Raw genomic sequence first — 16,549 nt, forward strand, 5'->3', positions numbered from 1 at the left:
CAGTGAACTCACAGCAGGCCGGCATCACCGTCGGAGAGTTCGGGAAGGCATGAACAGCGTCGAGGCGTCCAGGCTCGACTGATGTCCCAGGGGGGCGGGAGGCCAAGCCCTTCCCGCCCCTCTGGTCATCTGCTGCCCCCTGGTCAGGCGTGGGGGTGGCGGGCGGACGACGACGTTGCAGTCAGACACACCGGGCAAGTCCCCGACCCGCCGGCACCCGACCCGCCGGCACCCGACCCGCCGGCACCCGGCACGCCGTCCCGGGCACGCCTTGCCGTTCTCCTCGTCCTGCCTGGGGCGGACCCCGGGTCCTGGACCGCCGCGCGGGCCTGCTTGTGTGCCGCCCGCTGGAGAGGCTCCTGCGACGACGATGGCGCTACGCCGGGACACCACCGATCTGCAGGAGGATCCCATCGATGACCCCCGGCGTGGGGACGTTCGTCGTGGCAGTGAACGAGATCGTGGTGAACACGCCGGTAAGCCTGATGGTTCCGCTCGAGTCGACCGGTCCAGCCAGGCCTGTCACGGTGCTTCCGGACACGCTCATTCCTTGCCCGCTCACCAGGGTCACCTCTGTCCCGGCTGGGAACTGCATGATCGATCCCATCGACGCGAGATACAGGACCGGGTCCTTGATGGCAGCCGCGAAGGTGAGAGTGAAGGCGTGCGCGGTTCCGCCGCGGATCTCCACAGCATCGCTGGATGGCAACGACGGAGTGAACGCGTTGGAGGAGAATCCGCCGAAGGACCCGTCGACAGCGCTGCCGGTGCCCATTGGCCCCACCAGCCGCACATCGGCACCGTGCCAAGTCCCCTGTGCGGTTCCCGTCGCGGGGTCACCCTCGACCACGGTCCAGTCGACCAGTTCCACCGCCTGCGGTACCGGCGCAGGGCCGAGCAGTACCTCTCGCCAGACTGCGCGCCGGTCCTGTTGGGCGGAGTTCGTGCAGAACCACAACGCGCAAGTGCCGTCATCAGACTGGGTGACGAGCAGGTCGCCCCCGCTGCCCTCGGCGGGCAGCAGTTCCAGCGCCGTGCTGACGTACATCGTGGGAGAGGCGGTGACCCGGCCGGAAACCGACAGCGGCTGGGGAACCAGCCCGATCTGGCCGATTGGGGTACCGGCGGCCGTGCGGCCGGACTGGAAACGTCCGCCTCGTCCGCCGGTGCTGTGGCCCACGACGGCATCGCCCTGGGCGCTCTCGCCATGAACGCCTTCGGCGGAGTGGCTGATCCCGTGCACGCCGACGCCGCTGCCGCTCGTGCCGAGCACCCCCGTTCCGGACCCGTCGCCCGGCCCGGGGCCGGAACCGAACGTCTCCAGCGGGTTGGCCAGCGCCTGCACGCTCGTGCCCACGACGCCGATGCCGCCCCGCATCGTGGCCCCGATAGCACCGACACCACCCCGGTTGTGCTGGCCGAACAGCCCGGCGATGCCTGGGCGTCCAGGGCTGGGCGCGATCTTCCCGAAGATGCCGAAATTGTCACCCACACCGAAAACGCCTACACCCTCGACATCGGCCTCGCGATCGGTGTTGCCGCGCGAGCTCTCGGCGTACATGCCGGCCCTCACGCCCTGCACGTTCCCCCCGTAGACCATGCCGGTGGCCTTGGTTGAGAATGCCGCACGCGGGAATCCCGAACCGGCCAATGGCGGCCCAAGGGCGGTGAACTGGTCGTCGTGTGCCATGGCGACCTCCTTGCACGAAGTAGCGGTGCCCGCTCTCCCCGCCGTGACGACCGGCCGGATCAGCTTCCACACCTCATCTGGCAGATCACTCGGGTATGGCTACCACCCGACTATGTCTTCCAGCAGACGCTACTCCCGGCCATCGGCACGCCCTCACATATGGAAGGCGTGTCCTACCCGGGGATCGATGACACAGGTCGCGGACTGATCAAACGGCGACGTCGGTCGCTGCTTGGCCTCTCACGGCCCCCGCCCCCGCCACCGCCACCGCCCCCGCTCCCTCACCCCCCGCTCCCGCCACCCCGGCACCCGCGCCCGTCGCACCTCCCGCCGTGCTGCGGGTGCGGGAGGCCGTCGATCCGGTGGGCGGGGCTGCGGCGTTCGGTGTCGTACGCGATCACGTCGCCGACGGTGATGTCGGCCAGGCCGCCGCCTTTGGCGACCATGATCTTGGTCAGCGCGCGGCGGGCTCGGCCCCCGACCGCTGTGACCGAGCGCCTCATGCGCGCCTCCGATTCAGCGGGCCGCGGCAGCTATGGCCGCGACGGCCGCGACTGGCGAACTCGCAAGAACCACTTCACCACCACAACCTGACCCACCCCGAGAAGGGGTGTACCTGGGTACACCCCTTCCGGCACCCACGTGCAAGGACGGCCCCGACTCCGGCCGGCAGAGTCGAACGCGGGGCGTGACAGCCGCGCCCCCCAGCGATCCCCGGGGAGGCCGGGCACCATGCCGGACCACAAGCACGACCAGGACCAGGACCACGACCAGGACCAGGACCACGACCAGGACCAGGACCACGACCAGGACCAGGACCGGAACGAGGGGCAGGAGCAGCGGCGAGTACCGCGGAGCGGATGGGTGGCGCAGACAGGGGTGTTCCTCACCGTCGCCCTCCTGGCGGCGGGACTGTGCGGGGCGCTCCAGCCCGCGACCGGCATACCACCCGAGGTGCTGCAACTGACCCAGTTCGGCCCGGCCCTCGCCGTGGCGGCCGTGGCACTGCTGTGGCCCGGCCGGATCAGGAACCGGCTCGCGGGAACGCTGCCCGCCCGCAGCGAAGGACCGGCCGACCATGAGGCCCGGCTGCCGGCCGGCAACCGAGCCGCGCTCCTCCTCACCCCCGCCCTGATCATCGCACTGTCCGCCGGCGCCGCCCTGCTCACCTCCGGCTCCCTCCCCGGCACCAGCTCCCAAGCCTTCGCACACCCCCTCACCCTGCTCGTGACCGCCCAACTCATCGGTGCCTGCGCCGAGGAGATCGGATGGCGCTGCTACCTCCAGCCACTGCTGCGCACCCGCTTCGGCCCGGTCGCCGCCTCCGTCCTGGTCGGGACGGCCTGGGGCCTGTGGCACGTACCGGCCCTCACCCAGGGGCCGGCCTACGCGGCCGGATTCCTGACGGCCACCGTCGCGATGTCCGTGATCCTCGGCCTGGCCCTGGAACGCGTACGGAGCAACCGGCTGCTGCTCGCGGGCGGCTTCCACACCCTGGTCAACCTCGGCATGCTGTTCGTGACGGACGAGACTTCCCCGGCAACTGCGCCGATGGCGGTGTTCGGCGCCGCCTGCCTGGCCGCAGCACTCCCGTGGATCGCCTCCGCCCGCCGGGCGGCGACCGCGCCGGATAGGATCGCCGCCGCAACAGCGGACGGACCGCGCTGACATGACGGAACCACAGGTGGGCATGGCACAGGGAGACAGGCGCCCCGGCATCGGCCTCAGGGGCGCGCTTGTCGGCATCGGCCGCTGCCAGCTGCTCTCGCTCGCCGCGCTCGCCGTCTCCGGGGCCGGCGCCCTCGTGATCGGGGCGCTGCTCCTCCTGCCCATCGGCATCGGCTTCCTCCTGCTCCCGCACGCCGCAGCGGCCCTGCGCCGCATCTCCGACCGCTACCGTGACTGGGCCGCCCGCTGGACGGGAACCGAGATCAGCCCGCCGCAACCGCTCCCGTCCCGCCAGGCCCCACCCGAGAACTCCACCGGCCGCCACCGGCAGGCCCGCGCCCTCCTCGGCGACGACGGGTTCTGGCACGACCTGCGCTGGGCCTGGGCAGAGCCGTGGACGGGCGCACTGCTCGCCGCCGTGCCGCTGGCCCTCGTCGAGTACGGCCTCTTCGGCGCGGCCGTACAGCCCTTCGTCTGGCGGCTCCTGGGCGACGGCAACTGGTACGCCTTCGTCCTCGTGGACTCCACCCCGACGATGCTCGCCGCGCTCCTGCTCGGCCTCGGATTCATCGCCGCAGGACTCAAGCTGGCCCCCACCACCCTGCGACTCCACGCGCGCTGGAGCCGACGCCTGCTCGCAGCCCCGCACACCACCGAACTCGTCCGCCGCATCGAACACCTCGCAGGATCCCGCGCCGACGTCCTCGACCTCCAGGCCGCCGAACTGCGCCGCATCGAGCGGGACCTGCACGACGGGGCACAGGCCCGCCTCGTCGCCCTGGGCATGACCCTCGACGAAGCCACCCGGCTCATCGACCGCGACCCCGCAGCCGCCCGCGCACTCCTGCACGAAGTACGCGCCACCTCCCAAAGGGCTCTCCAGGACCTTCGTGAACTCGTCCACGGTGTCCTGCCCCCGATACTCGCCGACCGCGGGCTCGGCGACGCGGTCCGCTCACTGGCCCTCGACAGCCACCTCGACGTGCGCATCGAGACGGCCCTGCCCGGCCGGCTCCCGGCCCCCGTGGAATCCGCCGGCTACTTCGCCGTCGCGGAACTCCTCGCCAACGCCGCCAAACACTCCGGCGCCCCCGAGGTGCACATCCGCCTCAGCCACTCCGACGGCGCCCTGCGCGCCACGGTCACCGACGAAGGCCGCGGCGGCGCCGACCCGGACGGCAGCGGACTACAAGGAGTACGCCGCCGCCTGGACCCCTTCGACGGAACCCTCGTCCTGCACAGCCCGCCGGGCGGCCCGACCACCGCGACCTTGGAGATACCGTGCGCGTCGTCCTCGCCGAAGACCTCTTCCTCCTCCGGGACGGACTGACCCGCGCCCTCCGAGAACACGGATTCGAGGTGATCGCCGCAGTCGACAACGGCCCCGCCCTGCTCAGAACGCTCCTCGAAGAACAACCGGACGTCGCCGTCGTCGACATCCGCCTGCCACCCACCTTCACCGACGAGGGGCTCCAAGCCGCCCTGGAAGCACGCCGATCACGGCCGGCGCTCCCGGTCCTCGTACTCTCCCAGTACGTCGACCAGCTCTACGCCCACGAACTCCTCGCCGGAGGCCAAGGCGCCATCGGCTACCTCCTCAAGGACCGGATCACGCACACCACCCAGTTCATCGACGCGGTACGCACCGTCGCCGCGGGCGGAACGGTCATGGACCCGCAGGTCATCGCACGGCTGCTGGCCCGCAGCGACGCACGGGGCACCACCGCCCAGCTGACACCGCGCGAATTGGACGTACTCGCCCTGATGGCAGAGGGCCGTTCCAATGCGGCCGTGGCGCAAACCCTGTTCATCAGCGAGAGCGCCGTCGCCAAACACACCGCCGCCATCTTCACCAAACTCCGGATCGAACCGTCCGCAGACGACAACCGCCGGGTACTGGCCGTTCTGGCCTACCTCAAACGGTAGCCACCGACCGCTGAGGCGGCAGACGCGGTAGGAGCCCGCAGGAGGTCTCGCCAGTCGGCAGGCCAGTTGGCCAGCGCGAGGATGCCCATGATGACAAGGTGGGACGGCGCGGCCCAGCTCTCCACCGCCGGGTGGTGGTTGACCATGTGGGTGGTGACCGCGCCGGTGAGCACGAACATCAGCGTCGTGGCACCCAGGAAGCGTGTTCGCCTGTCGGGGATCACCAGCAGGAGGGCGGCTCCACCTTCCAGGGCGCCGACCACGAAGCGCATCCAGGACGGGTAACCCCAATCGACGAACTTCGCGGAGTACGCCGAGCTGAACATCGTGTCGCCTGGCCAATACTTGGTCACGGCGCCCAGCGCGAACTCGAAGGCCAGGAACCAGTACAGACCGGTCATGAGTCGCTTCGACATGCTTGTCCTTTCCGTAGGAATGGGGCAGGGTCAGGTCGCCGCACGGCGATTGCAGTGCCGCCTGAGTTTTGGCTTTCGGGGGTCAGCCCCGCAGGGTGGCGATGGCTTTCTCGATGCGCCGTCGGCGCGTCTCGGGCCTCTCCGCACCCTCGACGGCGCGCACATGCTCGCGCTTGCGGCTGGAGACAAGGTTGTCGTACGCGCCGCGGGCGACCGGGTCGTCGTCCAGAGCCCGCGCGAAGTCCGGGGCCTCGACGACGACGCGCGGCTCGGTGCCGAGCTCCAGCTCGACCTCGGCCTCCTCGCCGATCGCGAGACCCGCGGCCTGCCGGTTGGCGTTGCTGAGGCCGATCAGGTGGCGGCCTCGCATGATGGCGACCCGGCCCTTCCAGGAATGCCCGTTGATCGTGATCGTCACCGGCGGCCGCGCACCCCCGCCGAGCGCTGCTACCACGTCCCACACCGGGGACCACCCCCTGTCCTGGACGGCGGTGAGGCAGGAGACGGCGGCTACCCGGTGTAGAGCCGCTCGGCCCGGTCGTTGCCGCGTCAGGACGGCATGGGGGCGAGCGACTCGGCAGCCTCCCAGGCGAACCCGTCCGGGTCGGTGAAGGCCTCGGCGGTGCTGCCGAGGACGATGCGGTGCGAGCCGGTGCCGTCGGCGGGGACGCCGAGATCCTTGGCAAGGGCACGGCGCTTGTACAGCGCCAGCTTGACGGGGCTGGCCTGACCCGGGGCGAACTCGGCGTACTTGCCGCCGAAGCTCTTGGCCACGGTCAGGCCCCGGCCGACGTAGAACTGCTTGGTGGCCTTCACGTCCTCGACGCCGATCAGCAGAACGACCTCTTCGATCTCGCGGGTGGCGGCGCCGGTGTCCTTCTTCGCCGAGGTCGCGATCTTCCAGATCGTCCCGTCCGGGGCCAGGACGACCCCGCCGTAGCCCCACAGCGACTTCGCGGCGGGCTTCAGCACCGTGGCGCCGGCGTCCACGGCGGCGCCGACGAAGCTGTCGACGGTGGCCGGCCCGGCCACCGTGAGCGCCAGGGTGAAGCCGCGGAATCCGGTGGAGTGCGCATCGGACGCCCGCAGGCGTAGGTACGTGTCCACGCCGAAGGCGCGGTAGAAGCGGCGGGCGGCCTCGAGGCCGGCCACCTCAAGAGTGACGGACGCGAGGTACGTGTGGGCTGCGGTGGAAGCGGTGGTTGCCATGACCATCACGCTAGGGGCTGAGCGGCAGCCGGGGCTTCTCGAATCCTGACCGGTCTTGAGACGTGCTTCGCCACGCACGCGAGCATCCCCTGCACCTCGATCGCCGACCCCGCATCGCAGGCCGTACCCGCGACATCGGCATGGTTGGCCGGCTGACCGCCCGCATCCGCCGCCTGGCGCCGGAAGGCCCCGGACAGCAATCCCGCCCTGGGCGAACCCGGTCTGCGCCGACTCGACGGATGGCCGCGAGCCGCGGCGCCTACCACCGGCAGCCCCACCAGCAGGCACCGGACCGCTGGTCCGTCGAGTTCACCGCGGGGCGCGAAGGAGGCGACGGCTGCCCCAGCTGACGCGGCGGATACGCCACGCCCCCCGACGGACAACCGGTCGGCTGCCCGCTTCGTGTGCGCGACCGGGCTCCGGCAACCGGCGCTGTCTCGTACCCGCCGACGCCTGAGTACGCGGTCACCCGGATCTGAGTAGCCCGGCGGCTGTGCAGCGCCAGTCACCCGGATGGGATGGGGGCATGAACGCATCCGCTTCCGTCTCCGCCCGCCCGGTGCAATCCCCCTCGCCGACTGACCGTACCCGGCTGTGGGCCGCCGTGGCCGCCTTCCTGTTCGTGCCGGCTGCCGCGGCGACCGGCATCCTGACGCTGGCCTCGAAGCAGGCCTCCCGGTGCGTGACCTACGGCGAGCAGTGTGCCCCGGGACTGCCCGGCTGGCTGTTCGAGTGGAGCGCCGGCCTCGGTGCGGTGGCGCTCTTCGTTGCACTCGCCGCGCCAGCCGTGCGGGTGCGCCAGGCCGCGCTCGCGGTCCAGATCTTCGCCGAGGCCACCGCGCTGGTGGTCATCCTCAGCCACGCGTGATCCGGCTGGTGCAGGGGGAGCGCACCCGCCCCGCTCGGGCGGCCGATCGAAGGACGAACCGGCCGGATCGCGTGGGAGCTGATCAACTTCGCTGACCCGTGGGGATGTAAAACCGGTCCCTGGCCTTGTGTTCAGGCGCCGGAGTGTGCCCCGTCGCCGGCGCCGAGGAGGGGGACGGTGAGCCGGCGTTCGACGGCGCTGGGCAGCGACCAGAGCTCGGTACGCCGCTTCCGATCCTGCACGCCCTGGCGGTCGGCGCGGCGGATCCCGGGCACGGCGAGGGCCAGAGCGGTCAGGGAAGCGGCCAGCCCGGCGCCGAGCAGTGCACCGGCGAGTACGGCCCCGTCTGCCAGGGCGAACGGAAGCGCGAACCCGAGGCAGAGCGTGCCGAGGCCGCCGAGGACGGCCAGCATCCACCACAGAGGGGTGAGCGGGTGCTCGTTGCGCAGGTGGTTGACCAGCTGCTGGTCGGTGGGACGCCGCCGGCGGTGTTCGCCGGCGGCGGCGAACAGCTCGGCACGTCCGCGCAGCGCCCAGACGGCGTGCACTCCCACCCATGCGACGGGCAGCAGGAACAGCGTCACCAGCACCAGGCCCGACTGAACCGTCCGCGACGCCTGCACCCAGCCGCAGGCGTCGGCCACCACGGATGCCACGGCGGCTCCCGCAATCACAGCCCCCGCCGCGCTCGTGGCCACGAGCCATCGCCGGGCCCGGCGCACACGAGCGCTAAGAGGGAATTCGACCGCGTCCAACATTTTCTCCGTTCGATGACCGCAGGTACTCTACGCAGCCCGCCGAGGAAGCCAGCAGCGCCTCTGGACCTGCCGTGAGTTCGGCAGGAGAAGAGGCTCTCACCAGGCCCCGTCACGGCTCGGCCACCATCACCCCGCGTGTCACAGGGTGGATCCTCCACCGACCCGAGACCCTCACCGAGACGGAGCACCTTCGGCTCAAAGCCGTTCTCGTCCACTGCCCTGAACCGGACGCCCTCACCGGCCACGTCCGCTCCTTCGGCCAGATGCTCACCGAGCGCCAGGGCGAACGGCTGCCGCAGTGGCTCGACGCCGTCCGGCAGGACAACCTCCCCGGCCTCCATACCCTCGCCGCAGGCATCGACCGTGACCGCGACGCCGTCATAGCTGGCCTTACCCTGCCCTGGAGCTCCGGCGTCGTCGAAGGCCACGTCAACCGAATCAGGATGCTCACACGCCAAATGTTCGGCCGAGCCGGTTTCCAACTCCTTCGAAAGTGAGTTCTCCTGGCCTGATCGATGCCTGGTGACGAAGGCCGACAGGGGTTCACAGCGAAACAGTCCTACGATCTGGTTCATGACGACTCCCGACTGCTACACATGCAGCAAGGAAGTAGAGTTCGACGACCTTCCACCAAGGGAGTGCGTGGTCCATGACCAGCACTGGCGGGTAGCCCACGCCTTCAACACCGCAATGCCCGGCTGGCTAGTGCTGCTGCCTCGGCGCCACGTTGCCGCAGTTCATGACCTCACCGATGCTGAGGCAGCTGCCCTAGGGATGTGGCAGGTCAAGCTCTCCCGCGCTCTCCGAAGCATGACTGGTTGCGCCAAGACCTACGTCGTCCAATTTGCCGAAGCCGAAGGCTTCGCACACGTGCACTTCCACATCGTTCCGCGCATGGCAGATCTCCAACCAGAGCATCGTGGGCCGGGCGTTTTCGAGCTGCTTCGGCGGCCCGTGCAGGAGCATGTATCGGCTGACCGGGCTGACCAGGTGGCCCAGTCTGTCCGAGCTCAACTTCAGGGGCACCCGAACGCTCAGTAAGCGGGCCACGGAATGTGAGCCAGAACCCGAGAAACGACAGCACCCCGCAGGCGGGCTACGCAGTGGAGTCCCATTCCCCTTCGAGGCTGCTGAAGATCATGGAGTCTCGCCAGCCGTCGCGGAGCAGCGCCGTGTCTCGCAGGCGTCCCTCATACGTCATACCGATCTTGGACAGCACTCGGGAGGAGCCGAGATTCCTCGGGTCACAGGTGGCATGGATCCGATGGAGCCCCAGCTCGCCGAACCCGTGCGCGAGCAGCTGCCGGCCTATTTCCGTGCCGATGCCCTGCCCCCATACCCGGGGATGCACGATGTATGAGATCTCGCCCTGGCGCTGCTTATGGCTGCGGACATGCAGCTCACCCATGCCCACCACATCCCGCCCGACCCGGGCGACATAAGGGAACCGGCGCTGAGGGGTACCCGACCAGGCCTTGACCGCGGCGTCCACGAAGTCCTGCGTCTGGACCTCTGTGTTCGGCCCCCAGGACTGATAGCGGCACACCTCCGGGAGGCACGCCCACGAGTGAACGGCCGGCCAGTCCGCCAAAACGATCTTGTCCAAGGTTACCGAGTGCTGACTCATAGGGCGATCATGAACGGGTCTCCGCACGAAGGGCAAGAGCAGGGAGCCCATCACGCTTCACTGACGGCCATGCGGAGAGGAAGGCCCGGTGCTGGCAGTTCTCGTGAACACTGCCAGGCACTCCCTGGCCGAGTGCGCCTCACCAACCGACGTCGAACTGCTGCTCCTTCTCGTGGACAGAGCCAGCAGCACGCGTCAATGCCCGGCTCCGCCGGCGCCGGACACAGGGCGCCGGGGCCCGTGGCGCGCCAGGACGCGCACCGGGAGCGGTCGCTGCGCCTGTTCAAGGCGATCGACGAAGCCCGCGCCAAGGCCGACATGGCAGGGGAGTGGCCGGAGTTCGAGCGGATCGTGCTCCACGGCGTCGCCGGACTCCCGGGCCGCGACTACCCGCCGCCGGGCCACGGCTATCCGCGCCCGTGAGCGCGAAGCGCCGCGGAGGCGGGGGCGTGAGCGGCGGTGTGCGGGTCCGTTCGACGACCGCGAGACGTTGGGCGCGCTGCGGGTGCCCGGGTTGGGGGTGGGCTGCCACGACATGGTGTGCGGGATGCGGTGGGCGGGGGAACTACACAAACTGCTGCACGGCTCGCGGCTGCTGGTCCTCGAGCACCGTGGGCACTTCGGCCATGTCGAGGAGCCGGAGAGCTTCGCCCGAGAGGTCGCCGCCTTCGTCCTCGCCGACAACGGGTATGTATGTGCGATGCCAACTCCATCGAAGCAGGAAGCAGGCGCCGCCGGCGGCGAAGACGTCCGCGCGGCGGGTCCGATCGGTCTGCGGGTGTTCGAAGCGGACGCTCCTCTGGTCGGGCGCACGGCGGATCTTGCCCGGATCGACCGCTTCCTCGAAGGTATCTCCCGCACCCCTGGTGGCGGAGGCCCGCTGCTGCTGCTCGGCCAGCCGGGCGTCGGCAAGACCGCGCTCCTGGCAGCCACCACGGCCCGAGCCGAGCACCGCGGCATGTACGTCGTGGCGGCCGCCGGCGCGGAGTACCGGGCACATCTGAGCTACAGCGGCCTCGGCCGGCTGATCGGGGAGGCAGCCGCAGTACAGTCGCCTGTCGACCTGGGAGAAGCCCTTTCCGTGGCCCTCGGCCACCGGGACGGCCCGCCGCCCGACCACGGATCGGTGGCCCGCGACGTCCTGTCGCTGGTCGCGCGGCTCGCCCGCCACCGGCCGACGCTGATCGTCGTGGACGACGTCCAGTGGCTGGACCCGGCCAGCGCCACGATCCTCGGCGACCTCGCACGGCGGATGACGGGCTTCGCCGCCGGGATGCTGTGCGCGGCCCGCGAGGGCACCGAAAGCTTCTTCGATCACAGCGGGCTCCCGATCCACGACGTGTGCCCCCTCGGCGAATCCGACGCCCACGACCTGCTGGAACGGTCCTTTCCCGCGCTCGCCCCCCGAGTACGGCGACGCCTGATCACCGAGGCACAGGGCAACCCCCTCGCCCTCCTGGAGCTCCCGATCGCACTCGACGCGTCACCCAGGGCCTCAACCGCGCTCCCCGAACGGTTACCACTCAGCCGAAGGCTCCAGTCGGCGTTCGCCTCCCGCATCACCGGCCTGCCCCCGGCCACCCGCTACCTGCTGCTCCTGGCAGCTCTGGACGCCACCGGCGACCTGGACGTGGTGCGCCGCGCCGCCGCCGGGCGGTGCGGGCTCAAACACCTGGCTCCCGCCGAACGGGCCCAGCTGATCTGCGTCCACGAACCGGCCGGCCTGCACTTCCGGCATCCACTGACCCGCTCTGCGGTGGTGGAGCTGGCGACCAGCGACCAGCGCCGCAACGCCCACCGCGCGCTGGCCCGGGCCTGGCAGGAGGTTCCGGAGCGGCAGGCTTGGCACCTGGCCCAGGCCGCCCAAGGCCCCGACGAACGGGTGGCCGCCCTGCTGGAACGGGCAGCCGGCGTCATCGCCGGCCGCGGTGACGGGCCCGCCGCAGTGGCCGCGCTGCTGCGCGCCGCCGACCTCACCCCCCGAGCCCCCGAGCGGGCCCGCCGCCTCGCCGAGGCGGCCTGCACCAGCGCGAACATCAGCGGCGATCTGCGGGACGTGCCCCATCTGCTCGACACCGCGCGGCGCACAGCGCCCGGGGCGGACTCGCCAGCCATGGCGGTGGCCGGGGCGGCCTACCTCCTCAACGGCTCCGGCGACATCGACACCGCACACAGGCTGCTGTACGGCGCCCTCACCATCCGGCCCGCACCCTACGACCCTGCCGACACGGGACTGGCCGATGCCCTCCACACCCTGCTGCTGGTCTGCTTCTTCGGCGGCCGAACCGAACTGTGGCCCCCGTTCGACACCGCTCTGGCCAACTACCCCGTGCCTCCCGTTCTCCTGGCGGCGGCCCGCCGGACCTTCGCCGACCCCGCCCGCACCAGTCCGGCGGACCTCGCCGTGTTGGACGAAGCCATCGCAGGCCTCACCCACGATCCGGACCCCCGCCGCATCGTCCGCACCGCCATCACCGGCGCATACCTGGACCGGCTCGACGGATGCACCGAAGCGTTGCACCGCGTCGTGGCCGGCGGCCGTCGCGGCGAGCACATCGCCCCCGCCATCGACGCCCTGTTCCTCCTCGGCAACTACGCCTGGCTGACCGGGCAATGGCAACACCTGCAACAGGCGGCCCGGGAAGGGCTTGACCTGTGCGAACAGCACCACTACCCCATGCAAGCCTGGGTCGGGAAATACCTTCTCGCCTGTACCGCCGCAGCCCGCGGCGACCACGAGACGACCCGCAACTTGACCGACCAGATGAACCACTGGGCCGGCCCCCGGCGCGCCGACACCGTGCGCGCCTACGCCGCCCACGCCAGGACCCTGTCCGCCCTGGGACAGGGCAACTTCGAGGAGGCCTACCAGCAGGCAACGCTCATCACACCCCCCGGAACACTGCCACCCTTCGCCTCGCACGCGATCTGGACCGTCATGGACCTGGCGGAAGCGGCCATGAGAACAGGCCGCCGCACCCAAGCCCAAGACCACGCCACCGCAGCCCGCACCGCAGGCCTGGACACGCTCTCCCCACGCCTGAAGATGCTGGTCCACGCCACCAGCGCACTCACGGCCGACGACGACCACCACCCCGGCTTCCAGGACGCCCTCACCGTCGAAGGAGGCGAACGCTGGCCCTTCGACCTGGCCCGCATCCACCTCCACCACGGCGAACGGCTCCGCCGCGCCCGCGCCCGCGCGCAAGCCCGACACCACCTGGGCACCGCCGCGGACCTCTTCGAGCAACTCGGCGCGGCCCCGTGGGCCGACCGCGCGAACCAGGAACTGCGCGCCTGCGGCACCCCCGCCCGAACGGCTCCTCGCCCAAGCACCGCGGTCCTCACACCCCAGCAGAGGCAGATCGCAACCCTGGCCGCCGCCGGCCTGACCAACAAACTGATCGCCGAGAGGCTCGCCCTGTCCCCGCGCACCGTCTCCACTCACCTCTACCAGCTGTTCCCCAAGGTCGGAGTGACCTCCCGAGCCGGACTCCGCGACGCGCTCAAACGCCTCGACCAGCAGTGACCCGACCGGGCGCTCACCGGCGGGCCGGAACTACGTCAGATGACGGAAGCGATGAATTCGGCCGCATTCGTATCGTCACCGCACGGCCCGAGCAGACCGGGCCCGCACCCCGCACACCACAGGAGGAACCGATGACCGACGACGCACCGGCCGGGAACATCGTGCTCGTCCACGGAGGATTCGTGGACGGCTCCGGATGGCAGGGCGTGTACGACGCCCTGACCGCCGACGGCTACGACGTGGCCGTCGTGCAGAACCCCACCCTCTCCCTCGAAGGCGACGTCGCAGCCACCCAACAGGTCATCGACCGCCTACCGGGACCCGTCACCCTAGTCGGCCACTCCTACGGCGGCGTCGTGATCACCGAGGCCGGCAACCACCCCAAGGTGAACGCACTCGTCTACATCGCCGCATTCGCCCCCGACAAGGGCGAGTCCGTCAGCACCCTGATCGCCGACCCGCCCCCCGGCGCCCCCGTCCCGCCGATCCTGCCGCCCGACAACGGCTTCCTCTTCCTGGACCGCGACAAGTTCGCCGAATCCTTCGCCGGCGACCTGCCCCCCGCGCAGGCTGAGTTCATGGCCGACTCCCAGGTCCCCTGGGGCGTCGACGCCCTGTCCGGCACGGTGTCCCAGCCCGCCTGGCGGACCAAGCGGGCCTGGTACCTGATCGCCACCGACGACCGCATGATCCCGCCGCCGGCCCAGCACGCGATGTCCGAGCGGATCGGTGCCCAGACCGTCGAGGTCGCCGGCAGCCACTCCATCTACGTTTCGCAGCCCGACGCCGTCGCCGACCTCATCCGGCAGGCGGCCAGCGGCTGAACCCGGCGCGACACCGACCGCGCCGAAGCCCGCCGATCGACCTGCAGCCGTCGCTCGGCGGGCGTCGAGCATTGGGACGCCTTCATTACCCATACACCTCGAGCATCGCCATAGTCATTCGAACGGCTCGCCACGGCCACGGACGGACCGAACCAGCACTACTCGCCAGCCCCGTTCGAGACGCTCCACCCGTTGTGGCCGGGGCCGTCACGGTAGTCGTCCTCCGATTCGGCCATCCTGCACCTCGGATTTCCTTCGAGGACCGTGTCTCTGCAGTCTCCCGGAGCGGCCCACAGCGCGGAAGTCGATCTTTCGCCGCTTCGTGCGACCGCTGACCGTACTCACCGGCCGGAACTGCCGTATTCCCATTGCGATGATCATCGGCGGCCGAGTACCAAGCACCACGGCACAGACGACCGCTCATGGCGGAGCGCCTGCTCGGCGCTCGCGCTGACTGCCGGCCGGGATCTCGGGCCGCCGCCGCCCGGAAGCCGGTACCCGGTGCTGGGCATTGTTCTGCCGGCAGTGACGGATGCGGCGTACCGCGAGGTACCGGCTACACCGTGGGGGCTCGTGCCCGTTCAGAACCTCGATGATCTCGTTCGGTGGATGACTGGGTTCAAGGGCAGCGGAGTGCACAGGACGCAGGCTCAGCCACTCGGAGGGCGTCTCGATCGGGGCCCGGCTGGTGAATGGCCTTGAGTCTCCAGTGACTGGAGACAGCAGAGTGGGGGACATGGACGTTACGACCCTCTACTCGATCGGGGAGCTTTCCCGGCGGACCGGCCTGCCCGTGAGGACCATCCGGTTCTACTCCGATTCGGGGGTGGTGGCGCCCACCCAACGAAGTCCCGCCGGCTACCGGCTCTACGACGTCGACGCACTGCTTCGTCTGGAACTCCTGCGCACCCTGCGCGAGCTGGGCATGGACCTGGCCACGGTTCGACGGGTGCTGGACCGCGAGCTCTCGGTGGCGGAAGTCGCCGCGGCGCACGCCGACGCACTGGACGTCCAGATCCAGGTGCTGCAACTGCGTCGGAGCGTACTGCGAGCCGTGGCCGCAGGCGGGTCCAGTCCCGAGGAGACGAAACGCATGCACAGGCTCACGCAGTTGTCCGGCGAGGAACGCCGACGGTTGATCGACGATTTCATGGATGGCACCTTCGGCACAGCAGATGCCGCCCCGGCCGCGGTGGCCATGGTTCGTGCTGCCACTCCCGATCTCCCCGATGATCCCTCCAGTGAGCAGGTCGCGGCGTGGGCGGAACTCGCTGAGCTGATCGGCGACGAGGACTTCCGTGCCCGGATGCGCCGCACGGCCGTGTACCAGGCCACCGGGCGAACGCTCGACATCGAGAGCGAGGCCGGCGAGGAACTGATGGACTTCACCCGTCAGAAAGTCGCCGAGGCCTTGGAGTCGGGCATCGACCCGCGCAGCGGCAGGGGTGCATCCCTCGCCGACGACCTCGTAGACCGTTTCGCCGCGGTGTTCGCGCGTACCCCTGACACGGAGTTTCGGGACTGGATGGCTCAACAGTTCGAAGAGGCGCACGATCCCCGGGTGGACCGGTATTGGCGGCTGGTGTGGATCGTCAACGGCTGGCAGGTCGTACCGAGCCTGGCGCCGATGTACCCCTGGCTCATCCAGGCCCTGCGAAATGGCCGTGAAGTGTAGTCACCGCCGCCCTGGAAACCGTCCCACGACGGGATCGGTCGGGGTTTGGAGAGCCGGGCGAGGAACAGGCGTGCACGGCCCCGCACCGGCTCCGCGGACCGTCCGGCTCTCCCACCGCCCGTCCCCTTGCGTCGCGTCCCAGGCGGGCCGTTTCGGCGCTCTTCGTCGTGTCCGCCGCCGGTGGAGGATCCAACCGCGCTCGTTGTCGGGGCCGCCGGGGTGTGGGCGCGTACGCGGACGGGGCAAGGTCGCAGACGCCCGCGTTGGTCGGTGTGGAAAGGTCGCAAGGGGGACGAGCTGCCCGGCCATCTGCTGGGCAGCTCCGACTGTGTGGCGCGGACTGGTGTCGGGGGAACGAG

General features: G+C 70.4%; 17 protein-coding genes. 10 read left to right on the plus strand and 7 right to left on the minus strand.

Annotation, left to right across the window (positions count from 1 at the left end):
• Positions 1-376 precede the first annotated feature (376 nt).
• Both OG594_RS23575 and OG594_RS23580 read right to left on the minus strand, forming a co-directional pair.
• Entirely contained in the window at positions 377-1,690 is a 1,314-nt protein-coding gene (locus OG594_RS23575) for a hypothetical protein (protein WP_266602103.1), read from the minus strand.
• 281 nt (positions 1,691-1,971) lie between these two features.
• The gene (locus OG594_RS23580) at positions 1,972-2,193 is read right to left on the minus strand and encodes a hypothetical protein (RefSeq protein ID WP_266602105.1); all 222 of its coding nucleotides are present in this window, start codon (positions 2,191-2,193) and stop codon (positions 1,972-1,974) included.
• A 229-nt stretch (positions 2,194-2,422) separates the two neighbouring features.
• Between OG594_RS23580 and OG594_RS23585 the strand changes: the two genes are divergently transcribed.
• The 3 genes from OG594_RS23585 to OG594_RS23595 are packed head-to-tail and all read left to right on the plus strand — an operon-like array spanning position 2,423 to position 5,284.
• Positions 2,423-3,358 carry a CPBP family intramembrane glutamic endopeptidase gene (locus OG594_RS23585; RefSeq protein WP_266602107.1) on the plus strand — a complete coding sequence of 312 codons (936 nt, stop codon included), beginning with the start codon at positions 2,423-2,425 and terminating at the stop codon, positions 3,356-3,358.
• Positions 3,359-3,380: 22 nt separating this feature from the next.
• On the plus strand, positions 3,381-4,688 hold the full coding sequence (locus OG594_RS23590) for a sensor domain-containing protein (RefSeq protein WP_266602109.1): 1,308 nt from the start codon (positions 3,381-3,383) through the stop codon (positions 4,686-4,688).
• Positions 4,640-5,284 (plus strand): response regulator transcription factor, encoded by a 645-nt coding sequence (locus tag OG594_RS23595; protein WP_266602111.1) that lies wholly within the window; start codon positions 4,640-4,642, stop codon positions 5,282-5,284. The genes OG594_RS23590 and OG594_RS23595 overlap by 49 nt, the downstream gene beginning before the upstream one ends.
• Here the strand turns inward: OG594_RS23595 and OG594_RS23600 are convergent.
• The 3 genes from OG594_RS23600 to OG594_RS23610 form a co-directional block, all read right to left on the minus strand.
• Entirely contained in the window at positions 5,269-5,700 is a 432-nt protein-coding gene (locus OG594_RS23600) for a DoxX family protein (protein WP_266602113.1), read from the minus strand. The genes OG594_RS23595 and OG594_RS23600 overlap by 16 nt on opposite strands.
• Positions 5,701-5,782: 82 nt before the next feature.
• The gene (locus OG594_RS23605; protein ID WP_266602115.1) at positions 5,783-6,163 is read right to left on the minus strand and encodes a YdeI/OmpD-associated family protein; all 381 of its coding nucleotides are present in this window, start codon (positions 6,161-6,163) and stop codon (positions 5,783-5,785) included.
• An 86-nt stretch (positions 6,164-6,249) separates the two neighbouring features.
• Positions 6,250-6,909, minus strand: coding sequence for a glyoxalase (locus tag OG594_RS23610; RefSeq protein ID WP_266602117.1), 660 nt, complete (start codon positions 6,907-6,909; stop codon positions 6,250-6,252).
• Between the two features lie 526 nt (positions 6,910-7,435).
• On the opposite strand from OG594_RS23610, the gene OG594_RS23615 reads away from it, so the two are divergent.
• Entirely contained in the window at positions 7,436-7,777 is a 342-nt protein-coding gene (locus OG594_RS23615; protein ID WP_266602119.1) for a hypothetical protein, read from the plus strand.
• 131 nt (positions 7,778-7,908) lie between these two features.
• Here OG594_RS23615 and OG594_RS23620 read toward each other — a convergent pair whose 3' ends face one another.
• Positions 7,909-8,433, minus strand: coding sequence for a hypothetical protein (locus OG594_RS23620; RefSeq protein ID WP_266602121.1), 525 nt, complete (start codon positions 8,431-8,433; stop codon positions 7,909-7,911).
• Positions 8,434-8,606: 173 nt separating this feature from the next.
• On the opposite strand from OG594_RS23620, the gene OG594_RS23625 reads away from it, so the two are divergent.
• Both OG594_RS23625 and OG594_RS23630 read left to right on the plus strand, forming a co-directional pair.
• On the plus strand, positions 8,607-9,032 hold the full coding sequence (locus OG594_RS23625; protein ID WP_266602123.1) for a transposase: 426 nt from the start codon (positions 8,607-8,609) through the stop codon (positions 9,030-9,032).
• A gap of 76 nt (positions 9,033-9,108) precedes the next feature.
• Positions 9,109-9,576, plus strand: a complete 468-nt coding sequence (locus OG594_RS23630) for an HIT family protein (RefSeq protein ID WP_266602125.1) — start codon at positions 9,109-9,111, stop codon at positions 9,574-9,576.
• A 55-nt stretch (positions 9,577-9,631) separates the two neighbouring features.
• On the opposite strand, the gene OG594_RS23635 is transcribed toward OG594_RS23630, so the two are convergent.
• Positions 9,632-10,162 carry a GNAT family N-acetyltransferase gene (locus OG594_RS23635; protein WP_266602127.1) on the minus strand — a complete coding sequence of 177 codons (531 nt, stop codon included), beginning with the start codon at positions 10,160-10,162 and terminating at the stop codon, positions 9,632-9,634.
• 240 nt (positions 10,163-10,402) lie between these two features.
• On the opposite strand from OG594_RS23635, the gene OG594_RS23640 reads away from it, so the two are divergent.
• From OG594_RS23640 to OG594_RS23655, 4 genes are all read left to right on the plus strand, one after another.
• Complete coding sequence (locus tag OG594_RS23640; protein ID WP_266602129.1) at positions 10,403-10,585, plus strand: hypothetical protein; 183 nt, start codon at positions 10,403-10,405, stop codon at positions 10,583-10,585.
• 124 nt (positions 10,586-10,709) lie between these two features.
• Positions 10,710-13,691: a LuxR family transcriptional regulator gene (locus tag OG594_RS23645; RefSeq protein WP_266602131.1), complete on the plus strand. Its 2,982-nt coding sequence runs from the start codon at positions 10,710-10,712 to the stop codon at positions 13,689-13,691.
• A 131-nt stretch (positions 13,692-13,822) separates the two neighbouring features.
• The gene (locus OG594_RS23650) at positions 13,823-14,515 is read left to right on the plus strand and encodes an alpha/beta fold hydrolase (RefSeq protein WP_266602133.1); all 693 of its coding nucleotides are present in this window, start codon (positions 13,823-13,825) and stop codon (positions 14,513-14,515) included.
• A gap of 736 nt (positions 14,516-15,251) precedes the next feature.
• Positions 15,252-16,190 carry a MerR family transcriptional regulator gene (locus OG594_RS23655; protein WP_266602135.1) on the plus strand — a complete coding sequence of 313 codons (939 nt, stop codon included), beginning with the start codon at positions 15,252-15,254 and terminating at the stop codon, positions 16,188-16,190.
• Positions 16,191-16,549: the final 359 nt, after the last annotated feature.

It is taken from the genome of Streptomyces sp. NBC_01214 (assembly GCF_026340975.1).
In the GTDB taxonomy this organism is placed as follows: Bacteria; Actinomycetota; Actinomycetes; order Streptomycetales; family Streptomycetaceae; genus Streptomyces.